Source organism: Burkholderia sp. Bmkn7, assembly GCF_041103175.1.
GTDB lineage: Bacteria > Pseudomonadota > Gammaproteobacteria > Burkholderiales > Burkholderiaceae > Burkholderia > Burkholderia cepacia.
The window spans coordinates 822,453-840,111 of the sequence record NZ_JBGCUH010000001.1; the positions used below are offsets into that span (position 1 = coordinate 822,453).

At 63.7% G+C, this 17,659-nt stretch carries 14 protein-coding genes; 7 read left to right on the top strand and 7 right to left on the bottom strand.

Annotated features, from left to right (window positions below; translation table 11 throughout):
* Nucleotides 1-18 precede the first annotated feature (18 nt).
* Nucleotides 19-963, bottom strand: coding sequence for a catechol 1,2-dioxygenase (gene catA / locus AB3K92_RS03610; protein ID WP_042974834.1), 945 nt, complete (start codon nucleotides 961-963; stop codon nucleotides 19-21).
* A gap of 51 nt (nucleotides 964-1,014) precedes the next feature.
* Nucleotides 1,015-2,151 (bottom strand): muconate/chloromuconate family cycloisomerase, encoded by a 1,137-nt coding sequence (locus AB3K92_RS03615; protein WP_369464454.1) that lies wholly within the window; start codon nucleotides 2,149-2,151, stop codon nucleotides 1,015-1,017.
* 536 nt (nucleotides 2,152-2,687) lie between these two features.
* Between AB3K92_RS03615 and AB3K92_RS03620 the strand changes: the two genes are divergently transcribed.
* The 4 genes from AB3K92_RS03620 to AB3K92_RS03635 all read left to right on the top strand — a co-directional run bounded on the left by AB3K92_RS03620 (nucleotide 2,688) and on the right by AB3K92_RS03635 (nucleotide 6,760).
* Nucleotides 2,688-3,197, top strand: a complete 510-nt coding sequence (locus AB3K92_RS03620) for a DUF3592 domain-containing protein (protein ID WP_369464455.1) — start codon at nucleotides 2,688-2,690, stop codon at nucleotides 3,195-3,197.
* A 365-nt stretch (nucleotides 3,198-3,562) separates the two neighbouring features.
* Nucleotides 3,563-4,969 (top strand): ATP-binding protein, encoded by a 1,407-nt coding sequence (locus AB3K92_RS03625; RefSeq protein WP_369464456.1) that lies wholly within the window; start codon nucleotides 3,563-3,565, stop codon nucleotides 4,967-4,969.
* 406 nt (nucleotides 4,970-5,375) lie between these two features.
* Nucleotides 5,376-5,642 carry a hypothetical protein gene (locus tag AB3K92_RS03630; RefSeq protein WP_369464457.1) on the top strand — a complete coding sequence of 89 codons (267 nt, stop codon included), beginning with the start codon at nucleotides 5,376-5,378 and terminating at the stop codon, nucleotides 5,640-5,642.
* Between the two features lie 212 nt (nucleotides 5,643-5,854).
* Nucleotides 5,855-6,760, top strand: a complete 906-nt coding sequence (locus tag AB3K92_RS03635; RefSeq protein ID WP_369464458.1) for a DUF6602 domain-containing protein — start codon at nucleotides 5,855-5,857, stop codon at nucleotides 6,758-6,760.
* Nucleotides 6,761-7,176: 416 nt separating this feature from the next.
* Here the strand turns inward: AB3K92_RS03635 and AB3K92_RS03640 are convergent, their stop codons facing one another.
* Nucleotides 7,177-7,410 (bottom strand): hypothetical protein, encoded by a 234-nt coding sequence (locus AB3K92_RS03640; RefSeq protein WP_009691834.1) that lies wholly within the window; start codon nucleotides 7,408-7,410, stop codon nucleotides 7,177-7,179.
* Nucleotides 7,411-8,384: 974 nt separating this feature from the next.
* Here AB3K92_RS03640 and AB3K92_RS03645 point away from each other — a divergent pair.
* The 3 genes from AB3K92_RS03645 (at nucleotide 8,385) to AB3K92_RS03655 (ending at nucleotide 12,344) form a co-directional block, all read left to right on the top strand.
* Nucleotides 8,385-9,857 carry a benzaldehyde dehydrogenase gene (locus tag AB3K92_RS03645; protein WP_369464459.1) on the top strand — a complete coding sequence of 491 codons (1,473 nt, stop codon included), beginning with the start codon at nucleotides 8,385-8,387 and terminating at the stop codon, nucleotides 9,855-9,857.
* Between the two features lie 14 nt (nucleotides 9,858-9,871).
* Nucleotides 9,872-10,999, top strand: coding sequence for an NAD(P)-dependent alcohol dehydrogenase (locus AB3K92_RS03650; RefSeq protein ID WP_369464460.1), 1,128 nt, complete (start codon nucleotides 9,872-9,874; stop codon nucleotides 10,997-10,999).
* A gap of 175 nt (nucleotides 11,000-11,174) precedes the next feature.
* Nucleotides 11,175-12,344, top strand: a complete 1,170-nt coding sequence (locus AB3K92_RS03655; RefSeq protein WP_369464461.1) for a helix-turn-helix domain-containing protein — start codon at nucleotides 11,175-11,177, stop codon at nucleotides 12,342-12,344.
* Nucleotides 12,345-12,589: 245 nt separating this feature from the next.
* On the opposite strand, the gene iaaH is transcribed toward AB3K92_RS03655, so the two are convergent.
* From iaaH to AB3K92_RS03675, 4 genes are all read right to left on the bottom strand, one after another.
* The gene (gene iaaH, locus AB3K92_RS03660; protein WP_369464462.1) at nucleotides 12,590-14,047 is read right to left on the bottom strand and encodes an indoleacetamide hydrolase; all 1,458 of its coding nucleotides are present in this window, start codon (nucleotides 14,045-14,047) and stop codon (nucleotides 12,590-12,592) included.
* 102 nt (nucleotides 14,048-14,149) lie between these two features.
* The gene (locus AB3K92_RS03665) at nucleotides 14,150-14,863 is read right to left on the bottom strand and encodes a helix-turn-helix transcriptional regulator (RefSeq protein WP_059492958.1); all 714 of its coding nucleotides are present in this window, start codon (nucleotides 14,861-14,863) and stop codon (nucleotides 14,150-14,152) included.
* Nucleotides 14,860-15,294 (bottom strand): hypothetical protein, encoded by a 435-nt coding sequence (locus tag AB3K92_RS03670; RefSeq protein WP_059657909.1) that lies wholly within the window; start codon nucleotides 15,292-15,294, stop codon nucleotides 14,860-14,862. Before AB3K92_RS03670 ends, AB3K92_RS03665 begins: the two co-directional genes overlap by 4 nt.
* Nucleotides 15,295-15,432: 138 nt before the next feature.
* Entirely contained in the window at nucleotides 15,433-17,592 is a 2,160-nt protein-coding gene (locus AB3K92_RS03675; RefSeq protein WP_230963128.1) for an alpha-galactosidase, read from the bottom strand.
* Nucleotides 17,593-17,659: the final 67 nt, after the last annotated feature.

Genomic DNA, 17,659 nt, shown 5'->3' on the forward strand with positions numbered 1-17,659 from the left:
CGCCGTGCCGGCGGGCGGTTATGCCGTGGCGGAAGCGCGCAGGCGTTCGACGATCTGGTTGTCCTTGCCCTCGACGCGCGGCGTCAGGACGAAGTTGAACTCGATGTCCTGGTACGCGTCGGCCTTCAGGCCGAGCGCGGCGCCGCCGGTCTTGCCGGTGACGGGCGGGATCAGTTCCTCGCGGGTCGCATACGCGAAGTCATCCCAGATCAGCGGGTCGCCGTCGATGTTGAACTGGGTCGTCAGCTTGCGGTGGCCGTCGCTGGTCACGAAGAAGTGCACGTGCGCCGGGCGGTTGCCGTGGCGGCCGAGGCTGTCCAGCAGCTGCTGCGTCGCGCCCTGCGGCGGGCAACCGTAGCCGACCGGCATCAGCGTGCGGAATTCGTACTTGCCGTCGGCGCCCGTCTTCACCGCGCCGCGCAGGTTGAAGTCGCTCTGCTTGCCGGTCGGGTCGAAGTGCGAGTAGAAGCCGTGCGAGTTCGCATGCCAGCACTCGACCACCGCGCCGGCCACCGGTTTGCCGTCGACACCGGTGACCGTGCCGTGGATCACGAGCGGGCCCGCGCCGTCGTCCGCATCGAGGTCGATCTTCGCGACGCCGTCGCGCACCGGTGCGCCGGCGACGTACAGCGGCCCTTCGATCGTGCGCGGTGTGCCGCCGTCGAGGCCGAGCGCTTCGTCCTCGGCGTCCATCCGGATGTCGAGAAACTTCTCGAGGCCGAGGCCGGCCGCGAGCAGCGCCGCTTCGCCGTCCTGGCCGAGCTTGTTCAGGTAGTTCACGCCGGCCCACACTTCGTCGGGCGTGATGTCGAGATCGTCGATCGCCTTGAACAGGTCGCCGAGCAGCCGCAGCACGACCTGCTGCGTGCGCGCGTTGCCGCCCTTCGGGTTGTCCGCGCCCGCGTTCGACGCGGCTTTCAGCAGATCCTGCACTTCCCGGGTTTCGAAAACTTTGACGCTCATGATGATGTCTCCACGTGTATTTGGGGGAATGACGGCGGTGCGTGACTCGGGTTACCGCGCGACGCGGGTGAGTCCGTCGCGGGTGAAACGCCTGACCTTGTCCTCGTCGAGTTCGATGCCGAGACCGGGGCCGTCCGGCACGGTCAGTTCGAAGTCGCTGTAATCGAGCGGCTGCGTCAGGATCTCTTCGGTGATCAGCAGCGGCCCGAACAGTTCGGTGCCCCACTGCAGGTTCGCGAAACTCGCGAACAGGTGCGCGGACGCCACCGTGCTGAACGCGCCTTCGAGCATCGTGCCGCCGTACAGCTCGATGCCGGCCGCGTCCGCGATCGCGGCCACGCGCTGCGCGGCGAACAGGCCGCCGCTCTGTTCGATCTTGATCGCGAACACGTCCGCGCCGTGATGCTTCGCGATCTCGAACGCGCTGTCGGGGCCCTGCAGGATTTCGTCGGCCATCAGCGCGACCGGGAAGCGGCGCATCAGGCGCGCCAGCGCCGCGGCCGAGGCCACCGGCTGCTCGACCAGTTCGCAGCCGGCATCGGCTAGCGCCGGAATCGCGCGCGCGGCCTGCGTTTCGCTCCACGCCATGTTCACGTCGACGCGCACCGATGCGCGATCGCCGACGGCCTTCTTGATCTCGGCCACGTGCCGGATATCCGTCTCGGGTGCCTTCGCGCCGATCTTCAGCTTGAACACGTTGTGGCGGCACTGGTCGAGCATGCGCTCGGCTTCGGCGATGTCGGTGGCCGTGTCGCCCGACGCGAGCGTCCACGCGACCGGCAGGCGATCGCGCCGGCGGCCGCCGAGCAGCTCGCTCACCGGCACGCCGAGCCGCTTGCCGTGCGCGTCGAGCAGCGCGGTTTCGAGCGCGCTTTTCGCGAAGTGATTGACCTTCGCCAGCTTGCCGAGGAACGCCATCAGCGTCTGGATGCGCGTCGCATCCTTGCCGACGATCGCCGGCGCGAGGTACGCGTCGATCGCGAGCTTCATCGCTTCGGGGCTTTCCGGGCCGTAGGCCATGCCGGCGATCGTCGTGCCTTCGCCGAGGCCCGTCACACCGTCGCTGCAGAACACCTTCACGAGCATCAGCGTCTGGCCGTGCATCGTGGCCACCGACAGCTTGTGCGGGCGGATCGTCGGCAGGTCGACGAGGCGGGTTTCGATACGTTCGATGGTGACGGAGGACATGGGGCACGCGGTGGGGGTGAAGTTCTTGAGGCGATTTATACGTCCCGGCCAGATGGAGCGTCCAATACTTTTAGGCGGGATTTTTGATACCTGACAGGTATTGAATTCGCGCTCATCACGCTGAATACTGCGGTGCGCCATACCTTTTTTGGCTAGGTATGCGGGCTGAGAGGCTTGATGGGGCGCGGTCGTGCGGATGCGGGGTACCGCTTGGACGGGGGCGCAATGCGGCGGCTCGTGGCGGCGGGAAAACGGCCTGAAACCGGCGGCCTGCCGAGTCGATCAGGGTTTTCCTGACGGGGGAAATGGTGCGGCTGGCCGTCCGGGCTTCAGCTTCGGCGTCTGTTTCCGCGAACAACCGGAAGGAATCGGGTTGGCGGGTGTTCGCACAGGCAATCAACGATTGCGTAGCCAACCTTCAATCAGGCTGATGAGCGAATTTCCGTGTACGGCCAATTCCGGCCTCTCGACACGGCAGTCAAGATTGGCGACAATTTTCCGGATCATCAGGGCGTCAATGCCAACACGGACAAGCCATGAAACTCAAGATATTGGGTACAGTGTTCCTGCTCCTGGTTGCTTCGCTTGTTGTCGGCCTGCTTGGATATACCGGTGCCCGTGCGGGGGGAAAGCTGTACTACCTCGCGGTGCAGCGCACATGGCCCACCGCCGAAGCAACCGTCACATCCGAAGGTACGATCTCAAGAACGCTCAAATACGGAAAGCATCAGTGGGCTCCGTCGTGGAAATATACGTACGCCGCGAACGGTAAACGGTATAGCGCAGACAGTACCAGCATCGCTTACGGCTACGACGTGAACTGGTACGACTACGAACCAGCCGCCGCCCGAGATGGTTCATCGCGTCCGGTCGGCTCGACCGTCCGGGTTTATTACGATCCGGGAAACCCGTCACACTCCGTGCTAGATCAAGCCACGTTTGATCTGGTGGATGCGATAAACGCGGGGATATTCATTCTAGTGCTCGCGAAAACCGTGGACTTCTTGCGCTCGGGGCGACGACGTGCTGCGGGCGACTCCTTGTGATGTAGGGCGCCAGTCGTATCATTTACTCCGTTGTTCCTCGAATCGGCACCGAACAATGGCCGCTTTGGGGAATGGCGAAAGACCGCTCCGGGTCGGCAACCGTCGGCCACATCCGTCGGTTGGCGGCCACAACAGGCCAGTGGCAACCTCCACCCAAATCTCCCCAAAGCAGTCATACGTACTTTGGGCTACGCTCCATTACAATGCATCACGCTTCGCCACATAGCGTTAGCTTGACGGCGGGGCGGCGACGTGCATGAAAGGCGTATGCTTTCTGTTGTCGTAAGTACCAGTTCTTATACGAACCCATGGGTTTATTGCCAAAGATTCAATCCGAACGCACTCGTACATATAACCAGGGCAACATGTATCCAGTCTACGAAATCGATGATGCTCAAGCGGCCAGCATTATGGCGACGCAGGAGAGCTACCTTAATGACATCAAGGCGCGAGAGATCAAGCCTGCGAAACTGTCGGAGACAATTTCGGCCTTTGCGAACGCTGCCGGGGGCGACGTCTACATCGGAATCGGAGAGGATAAGGTCGCGAAGACGCGAACTTGGTGCGGGTTCGATGACCCTGAGCATGCGAATGACATATTTCACACACTATTTCAGGCGCACTCATTCGGGAATCACCTTAGATTTGAATTTCTTCGAAACAATGCACACCCCGGTCTTGTTCTTCACATTACCGTCAAGAAGGTCAAGGAGATCGTCAAGTCATCGTCCGGCGAGATCTTTATTCGAGTAAACGCCGGCAAGCAGAAGATAGACACTGCGGAGAAGATAAGGCGCCTTGAACTTGATAAAGGAATCGTCACATTCGAAAATGAATGGGTGGAAGTTCCTCTGTCAAAAATTGAGAACAGCCTCTCTATTTTGAAATTCTTGATTAATGTTATTCCAACCGGAGAGCCTATAACATACTTAAATAATCAAGAGTTAATCAAGGAAGGTCATGCGCGCGTCTGCGGAGTTCTCCTGTTCTGTGATGAGCCGGCAGTCTTCCTGCCTAAACGAAGCAGCATAAAGATCGCTCGTTACAAAACCAAGGATAGCGACATTGGTCGGGAATTCCTCGATGGCAACCCTATCACTATTGAGGGGGACGCTTATAACTTGGTGTATAAGGCCGTATCAGAAACCAAGAGGGTCATTGAGGGAGTCAAACGCTTAGGCGAAGAAGGCCTTGAGTCTGTCGAATATCCAGAAGAGACACTACACGAGGTGATAACCAACGCTGTACTTCACCGCGATTACAGCATCGTTGCCGATGTGCAGATCCGGGTTTTTGACAATCGAGTCGAAGTTGAGAGTCCTGGTAGGTTGCCTGGCCACGTAACTACGACCAACATTCTTGACACGCAAAGTGCCAGAAATCCTGCGCTCGTTCGCCTAATCAACAAATTTCCGGATCCTCCCAACAAGGATCTCGGCGAGGGTCTCGATACAGCATTTAGGGCAATGGAGGCATTGCGCCTTAAGCCGCCTGCCATCCTCGAAAAGGACGCATCGGTTCTCGTCATCATTCGCCACGAGTCCCTCGGTTCTCCGGAAGAGCTTGTGATGAAATACATGGAGACCAATGCAGAGATCACAAACACTTTGGCTAGGGAAATTACCGGAATCAAGAGCGAAAACAGCATGAAGAACGTTTTCCTGCGCTTAAAGGCACGAGGCATGCTTGAGCCGATTCCAGAAAGAAAGGGGTCGGCATCCGCATGGAGAAAGCCTGCTGCAGGACAAGACGACACCAATTCCGGCAAGTAGCCACGCAAGTTCGCATCGACTAACAGGCCTCAACCCGACCTGCGCGGCATCCTACGTAGGCGGGTGAACTCTTCGTCGAACGTCCACTAATCAAAAACCTGACCGTCAGCAATGGGTGGCGGATTCAACTGGTCGCGGTCCGCCGGAACTGCGGCCGGCCGAGTCCGGCCGGTTCTGTTGAAAAACTCTTCGACCACGGCTACGGCGAGGTTTTTGAGGGTCCTCTTACCCCCAACCGATGCTCACGAGCCGCTTGTAGGGCGATCTGAGAGGTCGATTTTTCGCGAGCCGGTCCCGCGGCATGAGAAAAGGAGTTTTTCAACAGAATCGGCCAGTTTCGGACACCCGACCTTGGCACATAGATCGCCGACAATCGTGGCGACTCCCTCACTCAAGCTCCACAACGATGAAAGTATCCCGGGATTTCGGAATTGTTGTCCGACGGGCCGCGCTTGGGGCCAAGAACATCGACCTGTCAGCGGTCAAGACCGAGTTCAATCTCGCGAGATACTTTGACGAATCTGACAATCTGGTATCGCTTGGTCCTTTTTTTGGAGGCGATGCAGCCGACGAATGCATGAGAGCTTTGGAAAAGCTTGGTCTCACGTATATCGAAGACTTTTTTATCTTCGAGGGGTTTGTGCCCGAATGGTGCTCGTTCGAGATATTCTGAACGCGGCCACAGGCAAGATGCGTTGGGCTTCGGCCGTGAGTGGCCAGTGGACGGCCTACCCACGATCGGTGACAATCGACCGGCGGATTCCGATCGACGGTGAAAGATGAGCGGCAACCAGGCACAATGATTAAGGCGTTCGCGACAAACAGTCATCGTAAGAATCGTACCATGAAGCGGCAACCGAATCCTTCAAATCCATTCAGATTACAATGAACAATACGGCCAAGCGGTTTTATGAAATTGAGCAGAGCAAGCTGCTTTTGGATTTCGAAAAAATTTCACTTTTTACAAAACATCCAACTTCGCTGGGTGCTTTTCGCGAAAGTAGGCTGCGTCAGTATTTGCGCGATTTCACACCGAAGCAGCTATCGATGGGAACAGGATTTGTGTCGGCATTCGATGTGCAATCCGAATCTGGCGAGCTTATCCAGAGTCGACAAATTGACTGCCTAGTGTTCGATGAGACTCAACGTCATCCCGAACTATGGACTTCCGATTACGTAGTTATTCGACCGGAAGCTCTATATGCGGCCATTGAGATCAAAAGTGAATTGACGTTGTACAAGCAAATCGCAAAGTCAGGTGATAAAGCCGACCAATTCCCGCTTTCAAGAAACGGAGAGCGATTCCGTTGGGCTGGGACGTTGATTGACGCGCTTCAAAATATCAAATCGATCCGGGATGCAACATCCGCCGCTAAGTGCGCGCCATTTTTGGCGATATTTGGTTACAATTCAAGTTTCGATATACGAAGATTTTTCAATGCGCTCGACAATGGCGACATTCAGCAGCAACTGGGGATTTCTCATATCGACGATTTTCCACCTGCCATTTGTGTGCCGGGAAAATTTCTAATACATCTCTCTCCGTATGATTTCACTGAAACAGCTCCGCATCACGATAGTTTTACGGCGTTCATGAATGTGATAGAGCCGCTTGAAGTATCGGCGGCTTATCCTTTACAATTTTTCACGAACTTTTATCTCAATCAAATCGGAGGCACACTCACTGGCTCACCGCCAAGCGGGGGAGGACTGAATTCGGGATCCTCGGCGAAGATAAAAATATGGGTGGAGCATTTTGACTTAAACACGGAAGGATACGAAGATCAGTGAATTTATTGTTTATTGAGAATAAAATTAGCGACTACCAATGGTTTTGGCTATGCCCCTGCAGTCGATTTTTGATGATCACCAATCTGCGCTAACCGTCGCTGCACACGTGCGCGACTCGGACGCTGTTCACTCGACCGTTTTACAAGGGTCGGCCGCTTTCGGAAAAACTTGAGCGTGGTCGGCAACGGAGGTCGCCTATCGATGAAACCTACACGCGGAACGACTTAGCCATTGACTACCCACCTCGTCAGCCACTGAACGTCTGCTATTGGCGTGGATGAAAGACTGCTCAGGGTCGATCTGCGCCGGTCATGCGTCACAGAACGGCGGCCGGCCGCCGTCGGCGATGGATTCAAGCGGCCGTTCGACACAGCTTTTTAGATCGTCGGCAATCGGTGCAGACAAGGGCGTAGCCTTTAGCGGTTACCGTCGATCAGATCGTTCAGCAGCGCATCGAACGCGGCCTGTGCGTCTTCAAGTTCCTGCAGGGCGGCATCAAAGGTTTGCAGCGCGAACGGCGAAGGCTCGCCGCTGCCTTGCGGCGGAAATTGCTTCTGCATCGAGGCGAACGTACTCTGCACGCGCAGCGTGGCGGCCACCATGCGCTCCATCGCCTGGGTTTCTTCGGCTCGGGCCTGTTCCGGACTCATTCCTCTCTCCTTGGATGGTTTTCTTGAAGATCAGATCGTACACGCTGTGTCCGTTCTTGCCGCCCTTGGCAGAACGACTCCGCTGAAGGTTCCAACGGCACGCTGCGGGAAAAGCGATTTAATCGGGAAGGATTCCGCAGTCGCGCCGAGGCCAAGATACTCATCGGGCGTGGCTGCAAAATCCCGCCGCAGGTCACTATTAGTAAAATCAAATCTCGATGGTTATAGACATGAACCGCAATAGAACGCGCACGGCCGTGTGTTTGCTCGCGCTCTTATTCTTGTCAAAGGTTGGAGCGCAAGGCGTGAGGACCGAGCCGTTGCCTTGGCACCGGCGCCATCAAGTACTTGCCTACGGTAGCTGTGGATGTGCCGATAGTTGCTGGGTCGCGACGTTAACCGATACCCGGACTCATGCAAAGGTGGCAACCTTACGCTGCGATTGCGCGGAAGTATTTTTTTCCAAGAATGACGGGAAGGAACAGGTATACGCACGGACCTGTGCGGCCTTTGAGGGCAATGACAAGTTTGGCCGTATTGTCCAAACCATGGAAGCTTTAACGCGCTAGCACCGGGAGAGGCACCGCTATGCGGTGCAACGTTCGTGGCGAATGCTTCGAATGTCCGTTTTGCGCAAACACGCCCCCCTTGCGGGTCGCCAACTACCGCTCCGACGAAGCGTGAGCTCAGGTGTCTTCCCACAGGTTTGCGCGCCGAGCCTTCAGACGCAGCGCACGTCGCACTACACCTGCCATAACCTGCCGAGTCCCCAGACGGCGTGCGGCACCAACCCGCACAACGACTGTTCAGTTTCCGCACACAAATTCGCAGACGCCCCCCATTCCGCGCGCCCTCCGCGGGTGGGAAGAAACCCGGATAGCCCCGCTTCGCCGCGCCCGCCTACCCTCGCGCGCATGCCGGTCGGGACGATGCAAGGCCCGATCCGGCGGGTCGGAATTTCCTCAGGAGCGTACATGGATAGCAGCAGCAACACGGCACTGTTCGACGCCGACATCTGGCACGGCAAGACTTTCAACGGACGCTGGCACGCCAGCCCGCACGCGGCCGACGTGATCGAACCCGCGACCGGCAACACGCTCGGCCGCCTCGGCCTCGCGGATCGCGCAGCGGTGGCCGAAGCGTCGGCCGCCGCACATCGCGCACAGCCCGCATGGTTCGCGCTGCCGTACGACGAGCGCGCGGCCGTCCTGCGCCGCGCGGCCACCGTCGCGGAAACGCACTTCGATGCGATCGTCGACTGGCTCGTGCGCGAAAGCGGCTCGACGCGCGCGAAGGCGTCGTTCGAAACGTCGGTCACGATCAAGGCGCTGCACGAAGCAGCCGGGCTGCCGTCGCGCGCGGCAGGCGAAGTGCTGCCGTCGGCGGCCGGCCGGCTGTCGCTCGCGCGCCGCCGCCCGCGCGGCGTCGTTGGCGTGATCTCGCCGTTCAACTTCCCGCTGTACCTCGCGATGCGCGCGGTCGCGCCCGCGCTCGCGCTCGGCAACGCGGTCGTGCTGAAGCCCGATCCGCGTACCGCCGTGTGCGGCGGCGTCGCGATCGCCCGCGTGTTCGAGCTCGCCGGCCTGCCGGAAGGCGTGCTGCACGTGCTGCCCGGCGACGGCGCGGCCGGCGCCGCACTGGTTGCCGATCCGCACATCGCGATGATCCAGTTCACCGGTTCGACCGCGGCGGGGCGCAAGGTCGGCGAAGCCGCCGGCCGCCACCTGAAGAAGGTCTCGCTCGAACTCGGCGGCAAGAATTCGCTGATCGTGCTCGACGACGCCGACCTCGAGCGCGCCGTCGCCAATACCGCGTGGGGGGCGTATCTGCATCAAGGCCAGATCTGCATGGCGACCGGCCGCGTGCTCGTGCAGCGCAGCATTCACGACCGCTTCGTCGCGAAGCTCGTCGAGAAGGCGCGAAGCCTGCGCGTCGGCGATCCCGCAAGCGCGGACGTCGGCCTCGGGCCGCTGATCAATGCCGCACAGCTCGACCATGCGGCGAGCCTGGTGGACGCAGCCCGTCGCGCGGGCGCGCGCGTCGAGACCGGCGGCGGCCATCGCGACCTGTTCTTCGAGCCGACCGTGCTGAGCGGCGTCGCGCCGGGCAACCCGGCGTTCGACGAGGAGATTTTCGGGCCGGTCGCGGTCGTCGTGCCGTTCGATACGGACGAGGACGCCATCGCGCTCGCGAACCGCACCGAATACGGGCTGTCGACGGCGATCCTGTCCGCCGACGTCGGCCGGGCACTCCGGATCGGCGAGCGCCTGAACACCGGGCTGCTCCACATCAACGACCAGACGGTCAACGACGAAGTGATCAACCCGTTCGGCGGCGTCGGCGCATCGGGCAACGGCTCGAGCATCGGCGGCGCGGCAAACTGGGAGGAGTTCACGCAGTGGCAGTGGCTGACGATCAAGGGTGAAGCGCCGCTGTATCCGATTTGACAAGGAGACCGAACATGTACACCGAAAACGATACCCGCGTCGTCACCGCGGCCGTCGCGCGCGCGGCCGGCGCACCCTTCTCGATCGAATCCGCCCGCCTGCGCGCGCCGCGCGGCGACGAGGTGCGGGTGCGCGTCGTCGCGACGGGCCTGTGCCACACCGACTTGATCGTGCGCGACCAGTACTACCCGGTACCGCTGCCGGCCGTGCTCGGTCACGAGGGCGCCGGCGTGGTCGAGGCGGTCGGCCCGAACGTGAAGACGCTCGCCGTGGGCGATCACGTGGTGCTCACCTACGGCGCGTGCGGCCACTGCCCGTCCTGTGTCGGCGGTCACGGCGCGTATTGCCGGCAGTTCTTCGGGCTGAATTTCGGCGGCGCCGACGCCGACGGACAGACCGCGATCCGCGACGAAAACGGGCAGCCGCTGCACGATCATTTCTTCGCGCAGTCGTCGTTCGCCAGCTATGCGCTCGCGCGCGAGAACAACGCGATCAAGGTGCCGCCGGAAGCGCCGCTCGAGCTGCTCGGGCCGCTCGGCTGCGGGATCCAGACCGGCGCCGGCGCGGTGATCAATTCACTCGCGGTGCGCCCGGGCAGCAGTTTCGCAAGCTTCGGCGCGGGCGCGGTCGGCATGAGCGCCGTGATGGCCGCGCGCGTCGCCGGCGCGACGACCATCATCGCCGTCGACATCGTGCCGTCGCGGCTCGCGCTGGCGCTGGAGCTCGGCGCGACGCACACGATCAACAGCAAGGAAGTCGATGTCGTCGACGCGATTCGCCAGATCACCGGCGGCGGCGTCGACTACGCGCTCGAATCGACCGGGCTGCCCGCCGTGCTGTCGCAGGGAATCGAAGCGCTCGGCTCGCGCGGCACGATGGGCGTGGTCGGCGCGCCGAAGCTCGGGACGAAGGCGGAATTCGACGTCAACAACCTGCTGCTCGGCGGTCGTTCGATCCGCGGCATCGTCGAAGGCGACAGCGTGCCGCAGACGTTCATTCCTCAGCTCGTCCAGCTGCATCTCCAGGGGCGGTTTCCGTTCGACCGGCTGGTGAAGTTCTATCCGCTCGAACAGATCAACCAGGCCGCGGAGGACAGCAGCCGCGGCATCACGCTCAAGCCGATCCTGCGTTTGCCGCATTGAGCGGCGACATGCCCCGGGTCGCGGGGTAAATCGCGACCGGGGGCCGCATGGGCCTCGTGCGGCAGCGTAGCCGCCGCGAAAATACCGCGCCGCGGGCGCCGGGCTATATTACGCATTCGCGCGACACGCGGGCCGGCACGTCCGGCCCGAACCTTCGACCCAACTGGAGCGCAGCGTGAATGCAGCCCCCGAATCCCCTGCACGGCCGGTCGACCTCGACCGGCTCCGCGCCCGCTTCGCGGCGGGCGAACCGCTGCCGGAAACGGCGTTGCCGGCCGGCGTCGCGCGCTCGTGGCTGCGTTCACGCGACGCCGGGCTCCGGCCGTGGCAAACCGCCCGCTACGAAATGCAGCGCGAACTCGACGAATCGCGCGCGGACCGTCGGCTGACCCGCTGCGTCGCGCCGGAAATCGAGCAGCTGTGGGCCGCGTTCGGCGGCAGCGAGTGGACGATCTTCTGCGTCAATCCGCGCGGCACGATCGTCCACGCGCGGCGCAGCCCGCATTGCGACGACACGCTGCTGACGCCGATCGTCGCCGGGCGCCGGATCGTCGAGCCGAACATCGGCACGACCGCGCCGAGCTGCGTGATTCACGACGGCACCGAGGCGGTCGTCGCGGGCGCCCAGCACTATCTCGACGAATTCTCGCGCGTGTTCTGTCTCGCGGTGCCGCTGGTCGGCTTCGACGGGGAAGTGATCGGCGCGCTGGACATTACCGGCGTCGGCCGGCGCAATGTCGTGCAGTTGCGCGAGCAGTTCCGGCATGCGGCGCTGTCCGCCGAACAGCGACTGTATGCGATGCTGCGCGACTGCCATCTGCTGCAGGTGCAGTACGATCCGCGCTGGCTCGGCACGCCGCTCGCGGGCGTCGTCGCGCTCGACGAGGCGGGCCGCGTGCGCGCGGCGAGCCGGCTCGCGCGGCAGATGCTCGAGCTCGCGCCGGCCGGGCCGGTCGAACCGCACGATCTCCGGCAACTCTTTCCCGGCGCGACGCCCGCGCAGCAGCGTCGTTTGCTGACACCGGCGCGTACGCCGCAGCGGATCGCGCGCGACGACGGCAGCCACATCTGGGTGCGGGCCGTGCGCGCACCGCTCGATCGGGCGGCGACGCGGCGGCAATCCGATGCGCTGGAAGACGCAGCCGACGCGTGCGGCACGGCGCCGGCCGCCAGCCCGCAGGCCAGCCTGCACGAGCAGTCGCTCGACGCGATCCGCCGGGCGGTCGACGAGCACGACGGCAATGTGTCGGCCGCTGCGCGGCAACTGGGCATCTCGCGCACCACGGTGTACGCGAAGCTCAGGCAGCTCGATGCAGCGGGAATCACGAACGCCGGCGCGCATTGATACTGAGTGCGGCGATGGCGCCCGCGCTCCCGCCCGCCTCTCGTGCGGCCGCAACGTGAGTCACACGATCCCGACTGCGCCGACCCCGCCGCCCAAGGTGCCGATCCACGGCCGTTCGGCGTCAGCGGAATCCGCAGGTCGTGCATGTCGGCCGGCTTCGCGGCGAGCGCCGCCGGCTTCGACGATTCAGCCGCCGCCCCGTCCACGTCCGCGGGGCGGCAAAATGGCGGCGCGGCGGCGCGGCGTCAGCCCAGATAACCGCCCAACCTGCCCTCGACCCCGAACCCGTCGTCCGGTGCAGGCAGTCGCCCGAGCACCCGCTCGACCTCCAGCGCGACCGCGATGAGTTCGCGATCGGTGCCGGCCGCGCCGTCGAGTGCGAGGCCGACCGGTAGCCCGTCCACCGTCAGGCCGGCCGGGATGGTCATGCCCGGCACGCCGGCGTTGCTGCCCGGCTCGGTATTGCGGATGTAGGTCGAGAACACCGAAGCGGTTTCGCCGTTGAGCATCATCGTGTCGCACGCCGGGATCGGGCACGCGGTGGCGATCGTCGTCGGAAAGACCAGCGCGTCGGCACCGCTGTCGGCGAGGCACTGCCGATACGCGGCACGCGAACGCGTCCGCCGGTCGAGCGCGGTGAGGTAGGCCGCTTCGCCGATCCCGTCGGGGCCGGTGACATGGCGGGCGATCTTCGCGACGTCCGGGCTCCCCACGTTCGCGACGATGTCGTCGACCGTCAGGTCGTAGCCGTTCTCGACCAGGTACGCGTGCATCGACGAACGGAATTCGTACATCGCGATGACGGCCGGCTCGTCATCGAAGAACCCCGGATAGTCGTTCAGGTCGAGGTCGACACATTCGAATCCCGCCTGCTCCAGCTTCGCCACCGCGGCATTCGCGACCGCGTCGACGTCCGGCGCGAGGCCGCGCCAGAACGTCGTGCGCGGAATCGCGAGACGCACGGGGCGCGTCACGCTGCGCACAGGGGGCGACAGCGGCGCGGCGGCGCCGGCGAGAATCGCGTCGAGCAGCGCGATGTCCTCGACCGACCGCGCGATCGGGCCGACGGTGTCGCGCGTGCGAGAAATCGGCGCCACGCCGCCCGACGGGTAGCGCCCCACGGTCGGCCGCAGGCCGACGGCACCGCACAACGCGGCCGGAATCCGGACCGAGCCGCCGGTGTCCGTGCCGAGCGCGGCGGGCACCACGCCCGCGCCGACCAGCGCGCCCGAGCCGCTGCTGCTGCCGCCCGGAATCCGGTTGAAATCGTACGGGTTGCGTACCGCGCCGGTGACGCGGTTGTTGCCCGACACGCCGAACGCCAGCTCGTGCAGGTTGGCCTTGCCCGCGATCAGCGCCCCGTGCGCGAGCAGCCGCGCCACCACCGGCGCGTGCTGCGGCGGCACGCGGTTGTGCAGCGCCAGCGTGCCGTTGCCGGTCGGCAGGCAGGCGGTGTCGATGTTGTCCTTGATCGCGATCGGCAGGCCCAGCAGCGCGTGCGGGGTGGCCGACGTCGCGAGGTCGCGGTCGCAGCGGGCCGCTTCGGCGAGCAGCCGCGCATCGTCGACGCACGTGAAACCGTTCAGGTAGCGCCAGCGTGCGTGCCGCTCGATCAGCGCGTATGCGTACTCGACACAGGAAAACTCCCGGCGCAGGATCGCGTTCCGGGCTTCGGTGAGCGTCAGGGTTCCTAGGGTGGGCATCGTCGTCGTTCCTCGTCACGGGGGATCGCCACAAGGTAGGGCGTGCCGATTTTGACGCCCATCATCACAATGGATGACCCCGGCCGACGGCCGCGCCGCCGGTCACGCCAGCGCGGCGGCCAGGCTCGCGCGGTTGGCGACGCCCTTCTTCGCCATCACGCGCCGCAGATGCGTGCGGACCGTCGCCAGCCCGATGCCGAGCGTGCGCGCGACGTCCTTGTCGGTGTAGCCGGCGGCGACGAGCCGCGCGACGTCGCTCTCGCGTTCGGTCAGCCCGGTACACGCATGACGCCGCCTCAGCAGCGCACGCCGGAAAAACGGCTCGATGCCGTCCAGCAGCAGCTTGTCGCGCTCGGTGAAGTCGGGCCGGCCCTGCGCACGCCAGATGCGCAGGTCGCCGACGTGCGTCGCGCCATCGAACGCATAGACGTTGATCCCGTGATGCATGCCCTCGCGGCTCAGGAAGTCGCCGTAGAACGCGGTGCGTTCGAGCTCGCGGCGACTCATCACCTCGTCGACGCAGGTCGCCACGCGGCGCGCGCACAGTTGCGACGTAACCGGGTCGATATGCTGGAACCACGCTTCGTACCGCGCGATCTGCGACGGGTCGAGGTTGTACGAGAATCCGTTGCGCCAGAGCCCGGTTTGCGCGTCGCACTCGAACGACGCGGCGAAATCCGCGCGCATCAGCCGGGTGATCTCGGGCAGCACGACCGTCCTCACGTCGACGACCGGCCCCAGCTCTTCGAGGCGGGCGACGATGTCGCCGAACAGCCGGAGTTCCTCCGGCGTGATCTCGGAGACGGAAAGGTTCATGATGCGGCCGCGACCGTCGCCTGCCATAACGCGGCCACGCCGGTGTAATCGTCGACCTTGAAAGCCGAGCCATCCTGAACATGGACCCAGCCGAACGTGCGAGCGGCCAGCGGCTTGTCGTGGTCGTCCGTCGCGATCTTGACGATCGCATGCGCGCGGATATGCACGACTCCGTTCGGATAGTCGGACGACGGGTTTGCCAGCGTCACCGTCACGAACGGGCCGAGATCCTGCAACAGTTGCGCAGCCGGCGGATTGTCGGCCATCAGCAACGAGCCGCCCTTCACGCGGTCGTCCACGCGGATGGCCGTGCCGCCCGGCCGCCGGTGCGCGGCGGTCGGCAGCGACATCCACAGCACGTGCGCCGGGTTGAGATAGACCACATCGGGTTCGCCCATCGCGTCGCGGGTTTCAATCCGGGTAATCGGCATGCAGGGTCTCCAGTCGAATGTCGGGCACCGCGTGCGGGTGCGGCGGCACCATGATGATGCCGCAATATGTCGGCTTGCAACGTGCCCGTCGATGCATGGCGCAACCGCCCTCGACCGGGAAGCCGCGCCACGCGCTCGTCATTGCTTGGCCGGCGCGCCGATGCCGTCGATATCGGGTGCCCAGCCCGTCGGATTGGCAAACTTCAGCGTGTTGGCGCTGCCCTGCCGGAACGCGCCCGTTACCGTCAGCGTCGACACGTTCCCCCATCCGCCTGTCGACGGGAACGACACGGACACGGGGGCCGCGCCGTCGAAGCTGAGCTGCGCGCTGCGCGGCGCCGAATCGCCGTTCACGTAGGCGATCGCGACGCTATAGGTGCCGTCCGCCGCCACCGAGATGCCGTTGATCGTCAGCGTGCCGTTGCTGGTCCCGTCACCGTTGCCGACATAGCCGACGTCCTGCCCGCCCGAGCACGCGCCGCATGACGACACGCGTGCCGCACCGCCGAGCGTGTTGCCGGCCGCCTCGGCCTCGTAGGCCAGCGGCGGCGGCGGCGGAACCTTCACCGGGCCGGCCACCACGGCAATCGACGTGACGTCGGGGGCCGCCGTCGTGCCACCGAGGCTCGACAACGTCAACGTGTTCTGCCCGGACTTCAGGTTGACGAAGACCGTCACCGTGCCGACGGCCTTGCCCGTGGGCGGAAACGCGAGTGTCGTTCCGTTGCCGCCGTTCGCACCGAGCCGTGCCTCGACGGTTTCCGTCCCGGTGTTCAGGTACGCAATCTGCACAAAACCGCCCGCCGTTTGCGAGCTCACGTCATTGAACGTCACCGCACCCAGCCCCGTCACCTTCCTGCCGCTTGCACACGCCGCGCAGTCCGCAATGGTCGCGCCGCCCGACAGGGTGCCCGGCAGGTAGGTGGTCGACGGCAGATCCGTGCCGCTCAGCACGAGCATCACCGTGCCGCCGGCCGGCACACTCGCGACCGTATAGGAACCGGTGGCCGCACCGAGATCCTTGTGCGCCCAGACGTCGCGGACGACGGCCGAGGTGCCGGCGGCGAAACCGAGTTGCTGCCACGTGACCGTCATGTCGCTTGCCGCCGTACCGTTGTTGAACAGCAGAACCGCGCGTTTGCCTGCGCCGGCCAGCAGCTTCGCCCACACCTGCTGCCCGTTGGCGTCGGCGACCTTCAAGCCCTGCAGGCCCAGCATGTCCTGGTCGATCGCGATCAGCTCGGGATTGGTCAGCAGGCTCACCGTCTCGCTCGACAGCGACTTCGACAGGTCGTTGCCGAGTATCATCGGCGCGCCGGCGATGGCCCACAGGTTCACGTGCGCAAGATCGTTCGCCGCCGTCATGCCCATGCCGGCCACCATCATGTCCGGATCGTTGTAATAACCGGTGTGCTGGCCTTCGGGGTGATAGTTGCCGTTGAAGTTGCCGAGCACCGAGCCGAACTTCGGCACGCCGCTCCCCGGCCCGTAGATGTCGCCCGTCGTGCGCCATGACGTCGCGATGCCCGCGCCCCAGTCCCACGGCCCGAGGTTGTAGTCGGGATAGCCGCTTTGGCCGAGCGTGCCCCAGTCGCACATGTTCAGCACCAGCCGCTTGCCGGTGGCGACATAGGCTTTCTGGATCGCCTGCGAGATCGCCGCATAGGCTTGCTGCGGATCGTATCCGGCCGCACGGCCGCCGCACCAGTCCACCTTGACGAAGTCATAGCCCCATTGCGCGAACTGCAGGAAATCGTGATCGTAGTGCGCATAATCGCTGCCGACGAAATGCGTGCCGTTCGTGTTGCCGCAGCCCTGCGGCCCGGAATCGATATAGATGCCGGCCTTCAATCCCTTGCCGTGAATGTAGTCGGCCATCGCCTTCATCCCGCCCGGCCACTGGTTGGTGGGATTGCCGTTCATGTCGACGTTGAGGATGAAATTACCGTTCGCGTCGCGCTTTCTCGACGTCCACCAGCCTTCGTCGATATTCACGTACTGGTACTTGTTGCCCGTCGCGAGGTTCGCATTCAGCGCAGCCAGCCCGTCCGCCTGCGCCTTGATCGTATCGAAGCTGACGTTTTCTTCGAGGCTGTTCCATGACGACCAGCCCATCGGCGGCGGATTCACCGCGATCTGCTGCAGTGCAGTCGGCGACGTGTCCGTCGTGGTCGTGCTGCCGCCCGTCGTCGAGGTCGCTCCCGTTCCCGTCGCCGACGTGCTCGTTCCCGGCGACGAACCGACATCGTCGCCTCCGCATGCGGACAGGCCGATCGCTGCCGCCGCAAGGCATATCATCAATATTCCTAAATGATTTGTGCGCTGCATCTTCGTCTCCCGATTGTTGTAAACGACGCACGTCGAT